We start from the raw sequence: 19306 nt of genomic DNA, 5'->3' as shown, positions 1-19306 counted from the left end.
TTTCGGAGCTTCAGAAAGATTTACAAAGTTGCCATGATGTCAAATCTCTAGATTCCCGCCTGCACGGAAATGACGGCATAAGGTTTCTATGTAAATCACTATAAACCGTCAAATTCAAAAATCCGTCCACCCTGCTACTTTCAGACGACCTTGATAAAAAAGCAACGGATAAACCGTTGCTTTTTTGTTTGACCTGCAAATCTTACAAACTGCCCAACACGATGCGCAATACGCGGCGCAGAGGTTCGGCTGCGCCCCACAAGAGCTGGTCGCCGACGGTGAACGCGCTGATGTATTCGCCGCCCATGCCCAGTTTGCGGATGCGTCCGACAGGAACGGACAGCGTACCGGTTACTTTGGCGGGCGTCAGCTCGTGGATGCTGGCTTCTTTTTCATTGGGGATGACTTTCACCCAGTCGTTTGCGCCTGCCAAAATCGCTTCGATTTCAGAAACGGGCAGGTCTTTTTTCAGCTTCAGGGTGATGGCTTGGCTGTGGCAGCGCATAGAGCCGATGCGGACGCACAAGCCGTCGATTACGGTCGGATTGTCGCTGCGACCGAGGATTTTGTTGGTTTCCACGCCGCCTTTCCATTCTTCTTTGGACTGACCGTTGCCCAAATCTACATCAATCCACGGAATCAGGCTGCCGGCGAGCGGTACGCCGAAGTTGGCTTTCGGATAGTCTTCGCTGCGCAGGAAATCGGACACTTTGCGGTCGATGTCGAGAATCGCGCTGGAAGGATCGGCAAGCTCGTCCGCCACTTTGGCGTGAATCGCGCCCATGCCGCTGATGAGTTCGCGCATGTTTTTCGCGCCCGCGCCGGATGCGGCTTGGTAGGTCATGCTGGTCGCCCATTCGACCAAATCGTTTTGGAACAGGCCGCCCAGCGCCATCAGCATCAGGGAGACGGTACAGTTGCCGCCAATGTAGTTTTTCACGCCGTTTTTGAGGCCGTTGTCGATGACGTTGCGGTTGACAGGGTCGAGGACGATAATCGCGTCGTCTTTCATGCGCAGGGAGGACGCCGCGTCAATCCAGTAGCCGTTCCAGCCGCTGTCGCGCAGGGGTTGGAATACGGATTTGGTGTAATCGCCGCCTTGGCAGGTTACGATGATGTCCATTTTCGCCAGTTCGGCAACATCGTTCGCGTCCAATAATGTTTTAGCCGCCTGACCGAAATCAGGTGCCGCGCCGCCGGCGTTGGATGTGGTGAAGAAGAACGCTTCGGGAATGTGGGCGAAGTCGTTTTCTTCTTGCATACGCTGCATCAAAACCGAACCGACCATGCCGCGCCAGCCGACGAAACCTACTTTCATGTTGAGCTCCTTAGGGGGAAATTGTTAACAAATTTCTGAATAGGGGAAAAGGAAGAGTTTTAAACCTGTTTGAGGTAAATGTAAAGTTTTTTATAGTGAACGTACTTAAAATCGAAAAAGCCGCAAATGCCCCAAGCAATTTAATTAGTGCTTTAACATTTTTAAAGATTAAAAATAAAATTGTCGTATAAAGGTTAATGAATAAATAGCAAAGCAGCATTCACAAGCAAAAACCGGTTAAATATGGAACATCTTTATCTAACTTTATCCTCCCTTATGTTTGCAAATGCCCGTAAATCCAGCATAATTAAGGTTTTTAGAATACGATAAGGCTGATTTCATGAGCGAGGGCGTAACCTTTTCCCGCCAGCTTCCCGACGAAGAGTCCACACTCGAGCTGGGCGGAAGTTGGGCAAAATCGTTGCGCGCGCCATTGGTCATCCATCTGCAAGGCGATTTGGGCGCGGGAAAAACCACGTTCACACGCGGCATCCTGCGCGGACTCGGACACACCGGCGCGGTCAAAAGCCCGACCTACGCCATCGTCGAATCCTACCCGCTGGAAGCGTTCACGCTCCATCATTTCGACCTTTACCGCTTTGCCTCGCCCGAAGAATGGGAAGATGCGGGTCTGGACGACCTGTTCTCCCCTGACAGCGTCTGCATCATCGAATGGCCGCAACAGGGCGGCGCGTTCACGCCGCCCGCAGACATCACCGTATCCCTGAATCACGCCGCGCAGGGCAGGGCCTGCACCGCTACCGCACACACTGCCAACGGACAAAAAAGTTTAGAAGCATGGTTAAATTCAAACTGACACGAAGACAAGTCGTCCGCCAAACTGCCGGACTGTTGTTCACCCTCACGCCGATTGCCTCCGCCCTCGCCAAAGCCGCGCCGCCCGCCCAATTCGTCGCCGCCCGTATTTGGCCTTCGCACGCCTATACCCGCATCACCATCGAAAGCTCGCGCGCGCTGCAATATCAGCATTTCGCCCTGGAAAACCCCGGCAGGCTCGTCGTCGACATCCAAAACGCCAACATCAACAGCGTCCTGCAAGGCATTTCCGGCAAAGTCCTGCCCGACGACCCCTATATCCGCAGCATCCGCGCCGGACAAAACACCCCGACGACTGTGCGCGTTGTGATCGACCTCAAGCAAAACACTCATCCGCAAGTCTTCTCGCTTGCCCCTGTCGGCGGCTTTAAAAACCGCCTCGTGATCGACCTTTATCCGCACGGCGTCGATGCCAACGACCCGATGATGGCGCTGCTCAACGGCAATCCGCCGAAACGCATGCAAACGCAACGTCCTGCCGAGCGCACGAACATTGCCCAAGATGCGCCTGCGCGTTCCAACCGCGGAGGCCGCCGTCCTGTCGTCATGATAGACCCCGGTCATGGCGGCGAAGACCCCGGCGCGATCGGTCCCAGCGGCTTGAAAGAGAAAAACGTCGTCCTCTCCATCGCCCGCGAAGCCAAAAAACGCCTCGAAGGCATAGGCTACACCGTTTACATGACCCGCAACGAAGACATCTTCATCCCGTTGGCCGTACGCGTCGCCAAAGCCCGCGCACGCAATGCCGACGTGTTCGTCTCCATCCACGCCGACGCCTTCACCAGCCCGTCTGCGCGCGGTACCGGCGTTTACATGCTCAACACCAAAGGCGCGACCAGCTCCGCCGCTAAATTCCTCGCCCAAACCCAAAACAACGCCGACGCCATCGGCGGCGTCCTTAAAAGCGGCAACCGCAGCGTCGATAACGCCATTCTCGACATGACCCAAACCGCCACCATGCGCGACAGCCGCATACTCGGACACTCCGTCCTGACCGAATTGGGCAAACTCAACCAGCTCCACAAAGGCCGCGTTGACGAAGCCAATTTCGCCGTCCTGCGCGCGCCTGATATTCCGTCTATCCTTGTCGAAACCGCCTTCCTGTCCAACCCGACCGAAGAGCGGTTGCTCGGCAGCGACTCCTTCCGCCGCCAATGCGCCGATGCCATCGCCACCGGCATCCAAAAATACGTCAACAACGCCGTATTGCGCAGAGGGTAAGCTAGGTTTTCCGGAAAAGATAGAAGGTCGCCTGAAACTTTGAAATCGGTTTTCAGACGACCTTTTATTTTTTACGTCATTCCTTAAAAAGGAATGTGTATTCGGATTCATACCGAATTGCGCAACAAGCCTTAACGCCAAAAACAATAACGTCCGCATCCGGCAAATTCACCCCGCCCTTGGGCAATGCAAGGTCATCTGAAATTCCCAGAGTTGCCCAAAACGCAACTTAAATCTGTTTTCCGCTTGCCAAGCCTGTTAAATTTTTTTACGATACAGCCATAGATTGTAAACAAAAGGTCACAAGCCGATTGTTTTTCAGACGACATTACCCCTGTCAGACTTCATTTCTATAACCGTAAGCCGCCAAGCGGCTGTTTTCATACCACATCAAAGCAAGAGGTATCAAAGTGTCTGATTCCAAAACAAACGAACGCGCGACGTTTAGCAACCGCCGCGCGTTTATGATTGCCGCCATCGGCTCTGCCGTCGGCTTGGGCAATATCTGGCGTTTCCCCTACATCGCCTTCGAAAACGGCGGCGGCGCATTTCTCCTCCCTTATCTGGTCGCGCTCTTGACTGCGGGCATCCCGCTGCTGCTGCTCGACTACGCCATCGGCCACCGCTACCGCGGCTCCGCTCCGCTGGCTTTCCGCCGCCTCGGCCGCTGGTTCGAGCCTGTGGGCTGGTGGAACGTCATGACCAACGTCATCATCTGTATCTACTACGCGGTTATCATCGGCTGGTCGGCAAGCTATGCGTATTACTCGCTGAACGCGGCATGGGGCGCAGATCCGCAGGCGTTTTTCTTTAAAGACTTTTTGAACATGGCAGGTCCTGAAGCTTTGGGCTTGGATTTTGTCGGCAAAGTCGTCGGCCCGCTGATCGGCGTATGGCTGTTTACCTGCATCATCATGGCTTTGGGCGTACAAAAAGGCGTGGCAGGCGCATCTTCGTTTTTCATGCCGCTGCTGTTGATTATGTTCATCATCATGGTCGGCATCTCGCTGACGCTGCCGGGCGCGGCTAAGGGCTTGGATGCACTGTTTACGCCCGACTGGTCGAAACTTTCTGATCCGAAAGTCTGGGTTGCCGCATACGGTCAGATTTTCTTCTCGCTCTCCATCTGCTTTGGCATCATGGTGACTTACTCTTCCTATCTGAAGAAAAAAACCGACTTGGGCGGTACCGGCTTGGTCGTCGGCTTTGCCAACAGCAGCTTTGAATTGCTCGCCGGTATCGGCGTATTCGCCGCGCTGGGCTTTATGGCGCAAGCCAAAGGACAAGCCGTCAGCGAAGTGGCTTCCAGCGGCATCGGCTTGGCATTCATCGCCTTCCCAACCATCATCAACCAAGCCGGCACTATGGGCGCAATCATCGGCATATTGTTCTTCGGTTCGCTGGTATTCGCAGGCATTACCTCGATGATTTCCATCGTCGAGGTCATCGTTGCCGCCATTCAGGACAAATTGAACATCGGCCGTGTCAACGCCACCCTGCTCGTCTGCATTCCGATGGGCATTATCTCCACCCTGCTCTTCGGCACGACTACCGGTCTGCCCGTTTTGGATGTCATGGACAAATTCGTCAACACCTACGGCATCGTTGCCGCCGGCTTCGTCTACGTTTTGGCCATCATCGCCCTGCGCAAACTGCCCGAGCTGCGCAACCACCTGAATGCGCTCTCTTCCGTCCGCGTCGGCGCGATTTGGACTGCCTGCGTCATCTTTACCGTTGCCATGCTCGGCTATATGTTGTACCAAGACACAATTGGCCTGCTTAAAGAAAACTACTCGAAATATCCCGACGATTTCCTCAATATCTTCGGCTGGGGTATGTCGATCGGTCTGATTGTCATCGCTGTGTTGCTGTCGCTTCTGCCTTGGAAACATGGTCAAAACTTCAACGTCAAAGACGAACACGAACATGAACAAGGAGACAAAGAATGAGTACCTCAGCCATCATCATGATGATTATCGCACTCGTCGTCATCTGGGGCGGATTCATTCTGTCCGTATGGCGGCTGCCTGAAGAATAGGCTTTTTCCAACAAGTGTTGCAGACACCGCACAGGTCGTCTGAAACCCAAACACCCCGAAACCGCATACCGGCTTCGGGGCGTTTTGTTACCGCTAAATCCAATATAGTTAAGACTTCCAATCCATCAACCAAGCAATCGTGCCTCAACAAACAACATTTGTTTACGCTAATTTTCTACAGAAAAATGAACGGCGAACAAAAGAATGACTATAATGCTGACCATTCTCCGGCACCTGCCGTGTTTCACGAAAGGACGAAACAATGACTATAAAACCACTTATGGCGGTATTGCTCGCCGCCAGCCTCAGCCTCCCCTCCATCAATGTGGAAGCTAGGGGCACTGACAACCAAAGAAAAGCTACCCTTATCGGTGCAGCAGCAGGCGCAGCTTTAGGCGGACTGTTGGGTAACGATGAACAAAGCGCGTTCATTGGCGCGGTAGCAGGTGGTTTGGCAGGTAATGCATACGCCTATCGAAATAAAAAAATGAACCAGAAAGACAACGACAGCTATTGGTACGACCGCCGTTACCGCGACTACCGCTACGATCGTGATGGTTACGACTATGACGATCCTTACTACAGTGAGGCACGCTACAAAAGACATAAACACCACTATCGTAAATACCGCGACTGGTACAATGATTACTACGATTACAACGATGATTAAACGCGCAGCCTGTATATCTTAAAAAAAAGGTCGTCTGAAAATACACTTTCAGACGACCTTTCCTATTTCAAATTCAAACAAGCAAAACTCCACCACTTCATCACGGTTCCGCCATTTCCAACGCCTGCTTGATGTCTACGGCGACGACGCGCGAGACGCCTTTTTCCTGCATGGTTACGCCGACGAGCTGCTCTGCCATTTCCATGGTCAGGCGGTTGTGGGAGATGTAGAGGAACTGGGTTTGCGCCGACATTTCTTTGACCAGGTTGCAGAAGCGCGAGGTGTTGGCGTCGTCCAGCGGGGCGTCGACTTCGTCCAGAAGGCAGAAGGGGGCGGGGTTGAGGCTGAACAGGGCAAACACGAGGCTCATGGCGGTGAGGGCTTTTTCGCCGCCGGAGAGGAGGTGGATGGTGCTGTTTTTCTTGCCGGGCGGACGCGCCATGATGGACACGCCGGCGGTCAGGAGGTCGTCGCCTATCATTTTGAGGGTGGCTTCGCCGCCGCCGAAGAGGGTCGGGAAGAAGGTTTGGACTTTGCCGTTGACGGCGTCGAAGGTTTCTTTGAAACGCTCTTTGGTTTTGTCGTCGATTTGGGCGATGGCTTCTTCCAAAAGGGTGATGGCGGCCTGCACGTCTTCGCTCTGGCTGCGGTAGTAGCCGTCGCGTTCGCGCGCTTCTTCGAGTTCTTGCAGGGCGGCGAGGTTGACGGCGCCGAGGGCTTCGATTTGCTGGGTGAGGCTGCCGATGCTGCTGTTTAATACTTTCGGCGATTCTTTCGCCAACGCTTCGAGCGCGTCCAAATCGGCGGCGCGTTCGGTCAGGTTTTGATGGTAGCGTTTGGCGTTAATCAGGGCTTCCTGCTGTTGCAGCAGGGCGGTTTGGGTGGCGGCCTGAAGCTGCGGCAGCTTGGTTTGCAGGGCTTGTACGCGGGCGTATTGTTCCCTGCCCTGCTCCTGAATCTGCGCGAGTTTTTCCTGCACGGCGATGTATTCTTCGTCCAGCGTGTGCACGGCTTCGGTCAGCTCGTCGAGCTTGATGTGCTGCTCGTCGTTTTGGAACTCGGTTTCATAGGCGAGGGCAAGCTCTTGCTGGCGTTCCTGCCAGTCTAGGGTTTGCTGTTCGAGCCGGGCGATTTGCTGCTGGTAGTTTTGTTTTTGCTGGTTGAGCTTGTGGACGGCGACTTCGGCCAGCCCGTATTGGCGGTTGGCTTCCAACAGGGCAAGCTGCGCCTGTTTCAGACGGCCTTGCTGCTCTTGGCGGCTGTGTGCGGTGGTTTGCTGCTGGTGTTCGAGTTCGGCGGCGGCTTCCTGCAAAGTAGCGATGTCGTCTGAAAGCCCGTCGGACGTGTGTTGCAACACGGTCTGTTCTTCCGCCAACTGCGCCAGTTCGCGCTCGATGTGTTCGCGGCGGATTTGCCCTTGGTTGGTGCGCGCCAGAAGTTCGGCGGCGCGTTGCTGCGCCTGGCTGTATTGGCGCGTGTGCTGCTGTTGCTGCTGCATCAGGTTTTTGTGTTGCACTTCGGACGAGCGCACGGTAGCCTCCGCCTGTTTGAACGCGGCTTCGGCGGCAGAAAGTTCGGGGGCGAGGTTTTCCAGTTCGGATGCAATGCCGTCGAGGCGTGCTTTTTGAGCAATCAGGCTTTCCTGCTCAGATTTGGCATAGAGCAGGACGCTGACTTTGTCGACCTGATGGCCTTCGGGCGTGAGCCAGATTTGGTGTGCGCCCAAATCACTTTGATGCGCGAGGGCGTAACTCAAATCGGGCGCGCACAATACGCCGTCGAGCCAGTGGTGCAATGCCGTCTGAAACGGCGGCTGCGCTTGGATTTGGTTCAGTAATGCCTGTACGGGCAGAGATTTTTTGATGCCGCCCGAGAGGTCGTCTGAAAGCCATGCCGCCTGCCCTTGGGGCAACGGCGCGGGCGGCACGAAGCCGTGCGGCACGGCGCGGGCATGCAGGCGTTCGGCAAGGATGACGGACAAGGCATGCTGCCACTCGGCGGGCGCGGTGATGTGTTGCCACAGTTGCGGCGTGGCGGCGTGGTCGGTTGCCTGCCAGAAGTCGGCGGCTTCCTGCTGTTGCGACAGGATTTGCGACAACGCCTGCTGTTGCGCCTGCAAAGTGATGTGTTGCTGCTTCAGGCTTTGGAAGCGGTTTGAGGTCGTCTGAAACGCCTCGCGGGCGGTGTGTAAGGCTTCTTCGGCGGCGATGATTTGTTCTTCGTAATGCTCTTGCTGGCTTTGCAACAAGGCGGCGGCTTCCTGCGCAGCGGCGGTTTCGGCTTCGTCGGGCAGGTTCAGGGCTTGGTTTTCCTGTTTCAGACGACCTTTGCGCTCTTCGTGCTTGGCAACGGTTTGTTCGGCATGGGCAAGCTGCTGCTGCTTCAACGCCAGTTCGCGGCGAATGCGGTTTGCCTCGTCCTGCTGGGTTTGGAAGGCGGCGTTGAGCGTGGCTTGGGCTTCTTCCAATTCGGGCAGACGCTCTTCGTGTTCGGCAACCTGCATCGCCCATTCCGCCAATTCGGTTTGCTTTTCCTCGGCCTGCAACTCGTTTTCTTCAAGCTGCACGCGGATTTGCTGCTGCTCCTGATGTATGCGCTGCATCTGCGCCTGCGCCGCCTGCTTGTCGCGTTCGATGCGTTGGTGCAGGTTTTGCTGATGGCGGATTTGTTCTTCTAAGCGGGCAATCTGCTCGCGCAACACGCCGCGTTTGTTGCTCAATTCGTGCACCGTCTGCTGCTGCGACTGTTCGGCGGTCTGCAAGGCGTGTACTTCGTCGTTTAACACCTGAACCTGCGCGACGGTTTCGTCCTGCTGCGCCTGTAAAGACTGATGCTGCGCGGTCGCCTTGTCGGCGGAGGCAAGCGATTGCTGCCATTGGGCGTAATCGAGCAAATCCTGTTGTTGGTTCAACTGCGCGGTCAGGTATTTGTAGCGTTCGGCAGTTTCCGCCTGTTTTTCCAGCTTTTCCACCTGACGCGCCAACTCATTCTGCAAATCGCCCAAACGCTGCAAATGCTCGCGCGTGTCTTTCAGACGGCCTTCCGTCTCCTTGCGGCGTTCCTTATATTTGGACACGCCCGCCGCTTCCTCGATATAGGCGCGCAACTCCTCCGGCCGCGCCTCGATGATGCGCGAAATCATCCCCTGCTCGATGACAGCATAACCGCGCGCGCCCACGCCCGTACCCAAGAACAAATCGGTAATGTCGCGGCGGCGCACGGTCTGATTGTTGATGAAATAAGTCGATTCGCCCTGCCGCGTCAGCTGCCGCTTGATGCTCACCTCGGCATACTGCCCCCACGCCCCCTGCAAACTGTGGTCGCTGTTGTCAAACACCAGCTCCACCGAAGCCCTCGGCGCAGGACGGCGTGTCGCCGCACCGTTAAAAATCACGTCCTGCATACTCTCGCCGCGAAGCTGCTTCGCCGAAGCCTCGCCCAACACCCAGCGCACCGCGTCAATCACATTCGACTTGCCGCAGCCGTTCGGCCCGATAACCGCAACAAGCTGCCCCGGAACATGAATCGTGGTCGGGTCGGTAAAAGATTTGAAGCCGGAGAGTTTGATGTGGGTCAGGCGCATGGGATAAGGACGGGGAGAAAAAATAAAGTGGGATTTTATACTAAAACATCTGACAAAAGGTCGTCTGAAACCCTGTTTCGGGTTTTCAGACGACCTTTGCTTTCAGATCTTCTTAACGGCGCGGCTTATTCTTTGCCGATGCCTTTATCCAGCCCTTGCGTCAGACCGTTGATGTCGCCGCCGTTCAGACCCAATTCTTTCAAGAGACCGTCAACCAGCGGGGCTTGGCTGCGGTAGCGCAGGGCGCTGTTGACCATTTGGTCGGCGAGGCTGGCTTGTGTGGTTTGGCCGTCCGACACGCCTTCGGAGCTGTTGGCAGCGCCGCTGAACCCGCCCAAGCCGTTGACTTGCAGAATCTTGATGTCGTCGATGTTTTCCATCGGACGCACGGATTCGCGGATGATGTCGGGCAGGTGTTTCAACAGGGCGAGGCGCACTTGCATTTCGACTTGCTCGACGCTCAGGACGTTGGCGGCTTCGTTGACGGCGCGGGTACCTTCGGCATCGACTTTGTATTGCTGCTCTTGCGCTTGTGCCAACAGGACTTTGGCATCGGCTTCACCTTTGGCTTGCAGGCGTTGTTTCTCGGCTTCGGCTTCCGCGGCGATGCGCACGGCTTCGGCGCGGTCTTGCGCGGCCTGTTTCTCGGCTTCGGCGGCGACGGTGAGCGAAATCGCGTCTTTTTGTGCGGCTTCTTCGGCGGCAATCAGTTCAACCGCTTTGGCACGCTCGGCGCGTTCGGTTTCGCGTACGGTAATCACGCTCTCTTCTTCACGCACGGCGGCGGCACGGGCTTTGTCGGCCTCGGCTTTGGCTTCGGATTCGGCACGCGATTTCTCGGCAACGGCAATGGCGCGGTCTTGTTCGGCAAGCTCGATAGCTTTGCGGCGCTCGACCTCCGCCTGCTCGACGGCTTGGGCTTTGCGGATATCTTCGTTTTTAATGTCGCGTTCGGCGGCGATGCGTTTCAAATCCACTTCGCGTTCGGCGGCGATTTTGGCTTCTTCCGCTTCACGTTTTTTCTGCGCTTCCTGCTCGGCGATGCTGGCTTCCTGTTCGGCGCGGCGCACGGCGATTTCGCGTTCTTGTTCGAGTTTGGCGTATTCTTCTTCACGCGAGATTTTCAGGCGTTGCTGCTCGGCTTCGAGGTTTTTGGTTTTAATCGCCAAATCGGTGTCTTGTTCGATTTCGTTGCGTTTTTTGCGGCGGCCTTCGATGGTTTCGGTCAATTTGGTCAGACCTTCCGCGTCAAAAGCGTTTTGCGGGTTGAAAAACTCAAAGCTGGTTTGGTCGAGGCCGGTCAGGGAGACGGTTTCGAGTTCGAGGCCGTTTTTAAACAAATCTTCGCTGACGACTTGTTGCACTTTCTGAACGAAATCAACACGTTTTTCGTGCAGCTCTTCCATCGCCATTTCGGCGGCAACGGCGCGCAGGGCATCGACGAATTTACCTTCGACGAGGTCTTTCAATTCGTCGGGCGACATGGTTTTCATACCCAGCGTTTGCGCGGCGGTGGCGATGCTCTCCGCGCTGGGTTTGACGCGGACGTAAAATTCCGCCATCACGTCAACGCGCATCCGGTCGCGGGTAATCAACGCCTGCTGCGCCGCGCGGCGCACTTCGAGACGCAATGTGTTCATGTTAACGGGAATGATTTCGTGCAGCACGGGCAGCACCATCGCGCCGCCGTTCATGATGACTTTTTCGCCGCCGAAGCCGGTGCGGACGAAGGAGACTTCTTTGCTGGCGCGGCGGTACAGGCGGGTGAGGATAAGGCCGAGTACGAACAGCGCGACGAGTATGACGCCGGCGATGATGCCGATGGAAACTAAGTTCATGGGTTTTCCTTTCTTGTTGTCGATATATCCTTGAGGGGCGTGGGTTCAGACGGTTTTTTTAGGGTTTGGGGTCGTCTGAAAAGGTTAAAAATCTGGGGTTTTAAAGGTACTCGGATTCTTGAATCCGACAATTTGGGTTATGTGCAATACGGCTTGAAGCGGAACGATTCGTCGGATTCTTGAATCTGACCTACCACGTTTTCTGTTGTTGTGCATATTTTTGGAACAATTTTGCCAACCCATTCCAGCAGTAATATGCAGCACATCCCGACAGTACGGTTAGGATGAAGATAAAGCAGAAAGTAGCAGGCTCAATTCCTTCAGGCAATGCCATTTGGCGCAGAAGCGCATACAGGCAGAGCAAGATGGTTGCCGACCATAACAGTGCAAAAATAAAGCTCCATATCAGCCGCCATACCGTTGCACGGACTTCGGTATTTTTCCGTAGCCGGTAATCGGCAATCAGCCGTTTGCCGCGCAAATATGCAGACACGCCCGCCAAGCCGCTAAAAATCAGGCAAAAAACCACCAATCCTATGTTTTGTTTATCAAAAATGATGCTTGCAAAAAATAAGGCGAAAAATGTTTCAAGCGTCCATATTGCCCAATGAATGGCGGGGTAGCGGATTTGCGGGTTTTCAGACGACCTGAACCAGCCTGTCAGTCGTCCGCCGAAATAGATACCGTACCACGCCCCTGCCGACAATAAGGCGACGAGTATCAGATTTGCAGGTTCACTGCCCGCTCTGGTCAGACCATACAAAGCCGTTACACCCGACAGAAACGCGGCAAGCCACAATATTAAGGCCGCTGTCCATTTCAGCCATAATGCTGCCGAGTTGGACTTTTCCAAACTTGGCTCGTTGTTAAGAGAGTTATCCATACAAATTTGTTTTCTTGATTATTGTTTTGTGTTTTATCAATATTCTTGGGTGTTTCTTTTTTCGCAGTCTGATAGCTGGGTATCTTACCTTGAATTCCACTGCCAACCTGTTAATTCAATAAATTCGTTTTGGGAAGCTGTTGTACAAATATTGTGTCTTCCTAAGCCCAGCAACCCGCCGATGACTGTTGTTCCTCTGCGTTCGGTAATCAGACTGACTCCGACGATGTCCCGCATATGTATACGGTCAAACTTCCTGTAAGCCCCGTCATGTCCGCCTTGATAACGGATGCGTCCGAATGCACCGTAAATAATCAATTTTTCGCGATCAATATAAATCGATTTCCGGGTCGTCAGCCCGCACCACCAACGTTCCACGCGCCACAACCAAAACAGCGTGAGCATAATAGCCAGCAGCCAAGTCATATTGCTTGAAAACGATGGATCCATCCATTTCACCATCTTCGACCAGAGACCGCCTACGCCGATGAGACCGAACAAGAAAGCAACCAAGGGTTGAAACAACAAACCTCTGAATAACGAATGCTGAAACAGTAGTCCGTCGCCGACAACGATGACTCCTCGTGGCAGCTTGTTTTTCAACGCTTCGATGCGGGATTGCATATCGCGCTCGGACTGCGCCAAATAATCCATATCTATCCCCGTTTTGTTTTTCTAATTAATTGATAAATGGTGATTCATTGCAAACCGGCGTTTATCTTTTCAGACGACCTCAATCCACCAAGCTCCCGCTCGGATTCAAAATTGCCTTAAACGTATTTCCCTCCAGCGACACCAGCAACACCGAGTCGCCCTGTTTCAACACTTCGTCAGAATCCGGTTCTGCCATCACATAATGCTGTTGACCATACACATCCTTCACCCGCACCTGCGCCGCGCTGCCTGCCCGCGCCTCGCCCAGCACCACTGTGCCGATGCGTCCGATTAGGCTTTCCTGCGAAACGGCGGTGGTTTCGTCTTTGGGCATGATTTTGTACAGTCCGCCCGCCGTCAGGCGCACCAGCGGCAGCGAAATGAACCACACGGCGACTGCCGCCAGCCATCCATTCAGATAGCTGCCGAACACGGCGGCAAAGGTCGTCTGAAAGAGATAGCCCGTCAGTCCGTACACGGCAAGGAACACGACCATCAGCATCAACACCGGCACGCGTCCGACATACAGCCAGCTCAGAAACCTGACGAACACGCCTGCGTCCGCCGCGTCCAGCCCGACTTCGGTATGCGCGGTTTCGGTCAGGCTGTCGGGCAGCAGGTTGTCCAGCCAGTCGCTGATGCCGCCCGCCAGCATAGAGATGACTTCCAATACGCCGAGCAAAACCATCAGCGCGATGGCGATGCCGAAGATTTCCGTCTCGGGGGCGTTGATTAAATTCCACATATTCCGTTCCTTGTTCTGTCAACTTTCAGACGACCTTAAGTAGACTGCTTGCGAAAATTTGAATGTTTGACTGCCGTCATTCCCGCGCAGGTGGGAATCCAGAAGTTTGCGATTACGGCAATCTTCAAATAATACTTCTGAAGAATCGAGGTCTGGATTCCCGCCTGCGCGGGAATGACGGCATTAGGTATGCCTTATTTGAATTTGACCTATCCGTGCATCCCAAACAGACATTCGGTTTTCAGACGACCTCTCCGCTCTCAATTTCGGCGCGACATTCAATCGGAAAGTTGACCGAGTTGGCGATGAAACACAGGCGGTGCGCTTCGTGATGCAGTTCCAAAGCCCTGGCGTGGTCGCCTCCTGCGGCGATGGTAACGCGCGGCTTCAACACGGCGGAGACGAAACGCCCCGCGCTCCCATTCCCGCCTTCGTCCATCACCGCTTCGGCATGATCGGTGTAGGCGGTAACGCAGATGCCCGCGTCGGCACACAGGTGCAGGTACCATAGTTTGTGGCAGGCAGAAACGGCGGCCAGCAGCATTTCTTCGGGGTTCCAGCGGCCCGCATCGCCGCGGAAAGCCGGGTCAGCGGAACCGTGTAAGTCGGGCTTGCCCTCGGCGGAAACGGTAAAGTTGCGCAAATAAGCGGTGTAGGATGATGTGCCTTTGCCGAGATTGCCCGTCCATGTTGTAGTGGTGCGGTAAGTGTGTTTTTTGCTCATTTTGACATTCCTTTCAATCATTTACTGTTCGCGGCAATAAAGACGGTATCCGCCTTAAAACGCTGGTTCTAGTTGAGCCAGAAATAGGCAGATACGCCAGCCATCACGCTGATGCTCAGCCACAGCAGGATTTTGGTCTCCGCCCATACGTCATCCCAATACCGCCCCCGCAGCGCGCTGATAATGTCGGGTGTGCAACAGAATTCGACGCATTCGACAAATTCTTCCCAATCCTTAAACATCACAAAGTAAAGCAAGACGGCGGTTAGCAAGCCGATCAAAATGGCAAAAATCATCAAAATCCCCTGTTTTTCAGACGACCTGTGCGTATCGTAAAGAAAGGTCGTCTGAAACCGCTCCTAACTTTTCCCTAAGTCCTGCGTGTTTAAATGTCTATACCGACAACAGACGCAAAGGGAACGAAATGAAACATTCTCAGTCGCAATATACAAAACCGCCCAAACCGCTTTTGAAAAAATTGCTGCTTCCTGTCGCCGCTGTTTGCGCCATTTTTCTTGCAGCAGAAGGTTTCGACCTTTACGAAGACTACGCCCAATACCGTATGGAGACAGACCCGGCGTTCGCACAACACCACGACCGTGCTTTGTCCATCCTGCACAGCAGAGGCTACGAAGTCCACGATTCCGACACCGACCTGCATTGGGCAAGACCCGTTTTGGAATTTGAGGCCTACAAAGGCAGCTTGGAATACAAAATCGTGATGTCTTATCCCGATTTGAACATTCTCGTAGAACGCGTCGATTTATAATCCGCTTCCAAATATTCTTGATTTGACTTACCCCACGTCCCGAAAGGATACGACATGAAAAAACTCTTACCGGCATTACTCTTAGGCAGTATCGCACTGACCGCATGCGCCGCCCCTTATCCTTACGACTATTACGATGACGACTATCGTACCGACCGCTACGAGCAGCGTTATGACCGTTACGATGACCGCTATGATGATCGTTATGATGATCGTTATGATCGCGATGACGACCGTTATGACGACTACCGTTACCGCGACGGCAAGTATTACGATGACGACTACATCGAACACCAAATTTACAGCGATCCGTCTTTCGAGCAAAAACGCGCACAAGTGATGCGGATTCTCGAACGACGCGGCTACCAAGTTCACGAAATCGAAGCCGATGACCGCCGCGGCCGCCCCGTATTGAAAGCTGAAGCCTTCAAAAACGGACGCGAATACGACATCGTTTTCTCATGGCCGGATTTGCGCATCATCAGCGAACACATCGACTATTAATTCGATTAATCCGTTCCGCCACACGCCGCAAGGACAAGCTTCGCGCGGCGTTTTTCTTTTCAGACGACCTTTCCGACAAAGGAGGTCGTCTGAAAACTTATTTTCCAGCCTTCAACGCCGCCAATCTTTCAGCAATACGGTTGTTGCGGCTCAAGTCTTCCAATTCCTTCAATTTTGCCAACTGCGCCGCATCGGTACTGCTGTGTACCGCGTTTTGACGACCCATCACGCGGTCGAAAGCGTTGCCGCTTTTTTCGGCATCACGGGCGATGCGGTTGAGGTCGCTGCCACCTGCCGCTTTGCCTGCGCCCGTGCTTTGCTGCGCGGCACGCCAGTCTTGCAACTGCTGCTGCATCTCGCGTTTTTTCGCCTGCAATGCGGCGATAAAGCCTTCAAGTTCTTTTTCCTGCGCGGCGCAGTCGGCGATGGTGTTTTCCAAAACAGGCAGACGCGCTTCGATGTCCATTTGTTCGGCGATACCCGCCTCGGCAAGATCGTCGCGCCCCGCCGCTACGGCGGCTTGCAGGTTGGCATCGATGGCTTCGTGGCGGTTGCTCTCGTCCGCCATTTTCTTGGCGGCAAGGTGTTTCTGCGCCAACACTTTGCCCAATTCGGCACGCACTTCGTCCACCGCCCGCTCGATTTCGCGGATGCTCTCGTTCATTACTGCTTCGGGCGCAAGGTTCTCCGCCGCATCAATCAGGGCATGAAAACCGCCGCTTACCAGACGGCCCACTCTGCGGGATAGGGTTTCGCTCATTTGGATTTTCCTTTCTTTATAAAATCATGAGAAATATTGTGTTTAGCGGGCATTTGATTGTGCCAACCAGTCGTAACATTGCTCCCATGACAATGTTTCGTTTTCGTCTTCTTTGCCTTCCAGCAGGGCTTGTTCTAAAGCTCGTCTGAATGTGGCGCGGGTATCCGGGTGGGCAAACCAAGCCGACAGTCGGGCAGCGAATTGCGTTCTATTCGGACAATGCTCGGGCAGATAGCAGACTTTGTGCCAATCCGGCTCGTCGCTTCCATACGGAATTTCTAAATACAAGTCGACAAATTCGCGTAAAGCTGCCGTTTTATCCGCCTGCTCCGTCCACACTGCCAGCAGTTCGTCGACAACATCCAATCCGGCGAATTGAAACATATTCAGCCAAACGACCAAGCAGCCTTCATAGCGTGGCGCGGTCAGTTGCGAGTCAAACCAAGCGGCGGCGAAACGTTTTAACCAATCGATTTCTTCTTTTTTCCAGCATTCAGGCAAATTGCAACGCAACTTATCGAGCAACGTTTCATCAAGCGATCGGACATCTTCCTCGTTGACCAAAGCCTGCAAAATACGCGGCAGAAAATGTTTCATGTCTAAAGCCGTCGCAGCTCCTTTGTCCAAAGGCACGCTGCCCAAATACGCCTGCAACATATCGGTAGGAATCTCGCGCAACGGATATTCCAACAACGCCTGTTGGAAATCTTCGGGAGAGCAGCTATTGCAAGTGCAGATATTCAGCGGGAAGCGCACGCTGTAAGGTGCAAATAGTTCGTATGCTTCTGCTATCCATTTTTCCATCTGTTTGCCTCTGTCTTTGATGTCCGATATGAATGTTTAGGAATGAAAGGGAAGCGGGTTTCAGACGACCTCAAACCTTACACTACTTGCTATGCGTGATTTCTTCCAGCCGACCGTTTGCTCCAATAACGGCGCGGAAATTGCCGCCCAATGCTTTAGGTGGTTTGCCGCTGATAATCCAATGTTCCCCGTCTTTTTTCACCCGATACGGCTTTTGCGCTTGAGCGGTTTGTTCACCGTAATGCTGCGTCACATAAATTTCGGTCAGCCGCAGGACTTGTTGCTCGGTAACAGGTTGTGCGCCGCCGTCCGCGCTCGCAGCCAAAGAAGGATAGATGAACATACCGGTCAGAAGCCAATGGTGGATTTTCATTTTTCAATCAGCCTTTTATTTACGCTTCATGTATTGATATTCTTTAACTCATTTGGTCTTAATACAAAAGGTTGCTCTCTGCATTTCTCAGCCATTTTTGCCATCTGGTTTTACTCTCCATATTCAGGCGAACGCCAGTTGATTCTACACATTTCCTTATTGGAAACTTCTGGATATTCAAGACCTGCCAAACATTTTTTCTCCCAGTCTAAACATTCCTGTTTACTTGAAGAAACAGTAACTACTTTTTCCGGGTGACCCTCTAATACATGGCGACAATCTTTCCTAATCCATTCTACAAACTGATCATCCACATTCTCATAATGTGGCAAATACATATAGCAGAACTTCTTCTCGTTCTTTGCCATACATGCCGTCAACGGATCTGCCTTCTCACGCCCTTTCCATCCTGCCCCGCCAGCCATTGCGCTACCTAATACGAATTCCACCTGATGGTTCGGATAAAACGCCACCGTAATGTCTTCGGGTTTCGTATATTCAGGCAACTGCGCCGTATAACGGTACGTCGTCTCGTCGTCAATCGCCCCCGACCCCTCCTGCCATAAAACGGTATATTTCAGATCCGGATGCCACTTGACGGGAAGGTTCGCGCAACAATTAATGCCGCCTCCCGCAAGTGCGGTCAGGTTATCACCGCCAACAGGATAATAACCGTCCATATAGATGGGACTGTTCGAATTCTCCTTGATTTGCGGATCAGCTTTACCGCCCACGTAATAAAGGCTGAAGGTAACGCCCCTATCGGCGTTGTAATTGACGCTGCGGACGGAAACAGGGACGCTGCCGGACGGTTTGGGTTCAACCTGCGTGCAGGCTGACAAAAATAGGGAAAAAAATAACAAATAGGGGTAGGGTTTCATTAAGTATTCCTTAAAAATGGGAACAGTAGCCTGAAAAGAGATGTCAGACAGCTTCTTGATAATCAAATTTACTCATTAAAACCATGTCATCTGTACCCCATATTTCAGTCAGCCTTTCGCTCAAGCTTTAAACCTCACCCGCCTGCTGCACAATTTTCGCCAGTTTCAAAGTGTTCTCAAGCTGTTGCAGTACGGTATCGTCGTATGCCGCGCCTTTGCCGGTTACGGCGAGCTGCAAGATGCTGTCGGTCAGGCGGACGATGCGCCACATCAGTTCGCGTTCGTATTTTTTCAAATCGTCGAGGTCGGCTTCTTCGGGCAGGTCGGCGGCGAGCGTCGCGCCTAAGTCGGGCAGCTGCTCAAACAAACGCGCCACGATATGCGAATGCGCCCCCGCCTGCTTTTCCGCGTGCAATACATCATGTTTCGCCGCTTGGAAAAACTGCTCCTGCGCCGTCAGCGCGGAACCGTAATCGCGCGTCTGCGTATGCGCCAAACGCGCCTGCTTGAGCAGCTCGCGGATTTTTTCAGACGGCGTATTCGCGCCTTCGATTTTTAATTCGGCAATAAAATCAGCGTCTTCCTGAGTGATTCGCACGCTAACGGGGATACGGTTTGTCGCATTCATATTCGTTTGATTTGTTTTGTATTCATTTGAATACAAATGTACAGAATGAAATGACAAGATGCAATGTTCAAAACAG

General features: G+C 53.5%; 20 protein-coding genes. 7 read left to right on the top strand and 13 right to left on the bottom strand.

Annotation, left to right across the window (positions count from 1 at the left end; genetic code table 11):
• Positions 1-202 precede the first annotated feature (202 nt).
• Entirely contained in the window at positions 203-1318 is a 1116-nt protein-coding gene (gene asd / locus J7445_RS12035; RefSeq protein ID WP_070654758.1) for an aspartate-semialdehyde dehydrogenase, read from the bottom strand.
• A 340-nt stretch (positions 1319-1658) separates the two neighbouring features.
• Here asd and tsaE point away from each other — a divergent pair, with 340 nt between their 5' ends.
• From tsaE to J7445_RS12010, 5 genes are all read left to right on the top strand, one after another.
• Positions 1659-2135, top strand: a complete 477-nt coding sequence (gene tsaE / locus J7445_RS12030) for a tRNA (adenosine(37)-N6)-threonylcarbamoyltransferase complex ATPase subunit type 1 TsaE (RefSeq protein ID WP_070654756.1) — start codon at positions 1659-1661, stop codon at positions 2133-2135.
• On the top strand, positions 2117-3376 hold the full coding sequence (locus J7445_RS12025) for an N-acetylmuramoyl-L-alanine amidase (protein WP_019271522.1): 1260 nt from the start codon (positions 2117-2119) through the stop codon (positions 3374-3376). The genes tsaE and J7445_RS12025 overlap by 19 nt, the downstream gene beginning before the upstream one ends.
• A 410-nt stretch (positions 3377-3786) precedes the next feature.
• On the top strand, positions 3787-5325 hold the full coding sequence (locus J7445_RS12020) for a sodium-dependent transporter (RefSeq protein WP_070654753.1): 1539 nt from the start codon (positions 3787-3789) through the stop codon (positions 5323-5325).
• Complete coding sequence (locus tag J7445_RS12015; RefSeq protein ID WP_016687493.1) at positions 5322-5414, top strand: methionine/alanine import family NSS transporter small subunit; 93 nt, start codon at positions 5322-5324, stop codon at positions 5412-5414. Before J7445_RS12020 ends, J7445_RS12015 begins: the two co-directional genes overlap by 4 nt.
• A gap of 262 nt (positions 5415-5676) precedes the next feature.
• Positions 5677-6084, top strand: coding sequence for a YMGG-like glycine zipper-containing protein (locus J7445_RS12010; RefSeq protein ID WP_070654752.1), 408 nt, complete (start codon positions 5677-5679; stop codon positions 6082-6084).
• 100 nt (positions 6085-6184) lie between these two features.
• Here J7445_RS12010 and smc read toward each other — a convergent pair whose 3' ends face one another.
• From smc to J7445_RS11975, 7 genes are all read right to left on the bottom strand, one after another.
• On the bottom strand, positions 6185-9667 hold the full coding sequence (smc, locus tag J7445_RS12005) for a chromosome segregation protein SMC (protein ID WP_070654750.1): 3483 nt from the start codon (positions 9665-9667) through the stop codon (positions 6185-6187).
• 125 nt (positions 9668-9792) lie between these two features.
• A complete protein-coding gene (locus J7445_RS12000) occupies positions 9793-11505 on the bottom strand; it encodes a flotillin family protein (protein WP_070654748.1) in 1713 nt (570 codons plus the stop codon).
• Positions 11506-11695: 190 nt separating this feature from the next.
• Positions 11696-12388, bottom strand: coding sequence for a transglycosylase (locus tag J7445_RS11995; protein ID WP_070654746.1), 693 nt, complete (start codon positions 12386-12388; stop codon positions 11696-11698).
• Between the two features lie 84 nt (positions 12389-12472).
• Positions 12473-13042 carry a hypothetical protein gene (locus tag J7445_RS11990; protein ID WP_070654744.1) on the bottom strand — a complete coding sequence of 190 codons (570 nt, stop codon included), beginning with the start codon at positions 13040-13042 and terminating at the stop codon, positions 12473-12475.
• Between the two features lie 79 nt (positions 13043-13121).
• On the bottom strand, positions 13122-13787 hold the full coding sequence (locus J7445_RS11985; protein WP_070654742.1) for a YqiJ family protein: 666 nt from the start codon (positions 13785-13787) through the stop codon (positions 13122-13124).
• Positions 13788-14028: 241 nt separating this feature from the next.
• On the bottom strand, positions 14029-14511 hold the full coding sequence (locus J7445_RS11980; protein ID WP_070654740.1) for an OsmC family protein: 483 nt from the start codon (positions 14509-14511) through the stop codon (positions 14029-14031).
• Between the two features lie 68 nt (positions 14512-14579).
• Complete coding sequence (locus J7445_RS11975) at positions 14580-14807, bottom strand: hypothetical protein (RefSeq protein ID WP_070654738.1); 228 nt, start codon at positions 14805-14807, stop codon at positions 14580-14582.
• Positions 14808-14935: 128 nt separating this feature from the next.
• Here J7445_RS11975 and J7445_RS11970 point away from each other — a divergent pair, with 128 nt between their 5' ends.
• Together J7445_RS11970 and J7445_RS11965 are read left to right on the top strand one after the other, a co-directional pair.
• Complete coding sequence (locus J7445_RS11970) at positions 14936-15280, top strand: hypothetical protein (protein ID WP_070654736.1); 345 nt, start codon at positions 14936-14938, stop codon at positions 15278-15280.
• Between the two features lie 54 nt (positions 15281-15334).
• Entirely contained in the window at positions 15335-15784 is a 450-nt protein-coding gene (locus tag J7445_RS11965) for a PepSY domain-containing protein (RefSeq protein WP_070654734.1), read from the top strand.
• A 97-nt stretch (positions 15785-15881) separates the two neighbouring features.
• Here the strand turns inward: J7445_RS11965 and J7445_RS11960 are convergent, their stop codons facing one another.
• From J7445_RS11960 to J7445_RS11940, 5 genes are all read right to left on the bottom strand, one after another.
• A complete protein-coding gene (locus J7445_RS11960) occupies positions 15882-16544 on the bottom strand; it encodes a PspA/IM30 family protein (RefSeq protein WP_049222777.1) in 663 nt (220 codons plus the stop codon).
• 42 nt (positions 16545-16586) lie between these two features.
• Complete coding sequence (locus J7445_RS11955) at positions 16587-17348, bottom strand: hypothetical protein (protein ID WP_070654732.1); 762 nt, start codon at positions 17346-17348, stop codon at positions 16587-16589.
• 82 nt (positions 17349-17430) lie between these two features.
• Positions 17431-17721: an NTF2 fold immunity protein gene (locus J7445_RS11950; protein WP_070654730.1), complete on the bottom strand. Its 291-nt coding sequence runs from the start codon at positions 17719-17721 to the stop codon at positions 17431-17433.
• Between the two features lie 110 nt (positions 17722-17831).
• A complete protein-coding gene (locus J7445_RS11945; protein WP_070654728.1) occupies positions 17832-18602 on the bottom strand; it encodes a DUF3304 domain-containing protein in 771 nt (256 codons plus the stop codon).
• Between the two features lie 127 nt (positions 18603-18729).
• On the bottom strand, positions 18730-19230 hold the full coding sequence (locus J7445_RS11940; RefSeq protein ID WP_016687483.1) for a hypothetical protein: 501 nt from the start codon (positions 19228-19230) through the stop codon (positions 18730-18732).
• Positions 19231-19306: the final 76 nt, after the last annotated feature.

The sequence above is a fragment of the Neisseria sicca genome (assembly GCF_017753665.1).
GTDB classification, from domain to species: Bacteria; Pseudomonadota; Gammaproteobacteria; order Burkholderiales; family Neisseriaceae; genus Neisseria; species Neisseria flava.
The sequence above is the reverse complement of the archived record's forward strand: the minus strand, read 5'-3'. Positions and strand labels throughout refer to the sequence as shown.

Bases quoted from the DNA above. Each gene is read 5' to 3' on its own strand.
- asd (WP_070654758.1), bottom strand. From the start codon at position 1,318: ATGAAAGTAGGTTTCGTCGGCTGGCGCGGCATGGTCGGTTCGGTTTTG.
- tsaE (WP_070654756.1), top strand. From the start codon at position 1,659: ATGAGCGAGGGCGTAACCTTTTCCCGCCAGCTTCCCGACGAAGAGTCC.
- J7445_RS12025 (WP_019271522.1), top strand. From the start codon at position 2,117: ATGGTTAAATTCAAACTGACACGAAGACAAGTCGTCCGCCAAACTGCC.
- J7445_RS12015 (WP_016687493.1), top strand. From the start codon at position 5,322: ATGAGTACCTCAGCCATCATCATGATGATTATCGCACTCGTCGTCATC.
- J7445_RS12010 (WP_070654752.1), top strand. From the start codon at position 5,677: ATGACTATAAAACCACTTATGGCGGTATTGCTCGCCGCCAGCCTCAGC.
- smc (WP_070654750.1), bottom strand. From the start codon at position 9,667: ATGCGCCTGACCCACATCAAACTCTCCGGCTTCAAATCTTTTACCGAC.
- J7445_RS12000 (WP_070654748.1), bottom strand. From the start codon at position 11,505: ATGAACTTAGTTTCCATCGGCATCATCGCCGGCGTCATACTCGTCGCG.
- J7445_RS11995 (WP_070654746.1), bottom strand. From the start codon at position 12,388: ATGGATAACTCTCTTAACAACGAGCCAAGTTTGGAAAAGTCCAACTCG.
- J7445_RS11990 (WP_070654744.1), bottom strand. From the start codon at position 13,042: ATGGATTATTTGGCGCAGTCCGAGCGCGATATGCAATCCCGCATCGAA.
- J7445_RS11985 (WP_070654742.1), bottom strand. From the start codon at position 13,787: ATGTGGAATTTAATCAACGCCCCCGAGACGGAAATCTTCGGCATCGCC.
- J7445_RS11980 (WP_070654740.1), bottom strand. From the start codon at position 14,511: ATGAGCAAAAAACACACTTACCGCACCACTACAACATGGACGGGCAAT.
- J7445_RS11975 (WP_070654738.1), bottom strand. From the start codon at position 14,807: ATGATTTTTGCCATTTTGATCGGCTTGCTAACCGCCGTCTTGCTTTAC.
- J7445_RS11970 (WP_070654736.1), top strand. From the start codon at position 14,936: ATGAAACATTCTCAGTCGCAATATACAAAACCGCCCAAACCGCTTTTG.
- J7445_RS11965 (WP_070654734.1), top strand. From the start codon at position 15,335: ATGAAAAAACTCTTACCGGCATTACTCTTAGGCAGTATCGCACTGACC.
- J7445_RS11960 (WP_049222777.1), bottom strand. From the start codon at position 16,544: ATGAGCGAAACCCTATCCCGCAGAGTGGGCCGTCTGGTAAGCGGCGGT.
- J7445_RS11955 (WP_070654732.1), bottom strand. From the start codon at position 17,348: ATGGAAAAATGGATAGCAGAAGCATACGAACTATTTGCACCTTACAGC.
- J7445_RS11950 (WP_070654730.1), bottom strand. From the start codon at position 17,721: ATGAAAATCCACCATTGGCTTCTGACCGGTATGTTCATCTATCCTTCT.
- J7445_RS11945 (WP_070654728.1), bottom strand. From the start codon at position 18,602: ATGAAACCCTACCCCTATTTGTTATTTTTTTCCCTATTTTTGTCAGCC.
- J7445_RS11940 (WP_016687483.1), bottom strand. From the start codon at position 19,230: ATGAATGCGACAAACCGTATCCCCGTTAGCGTGCGAATCACTCAGGAA.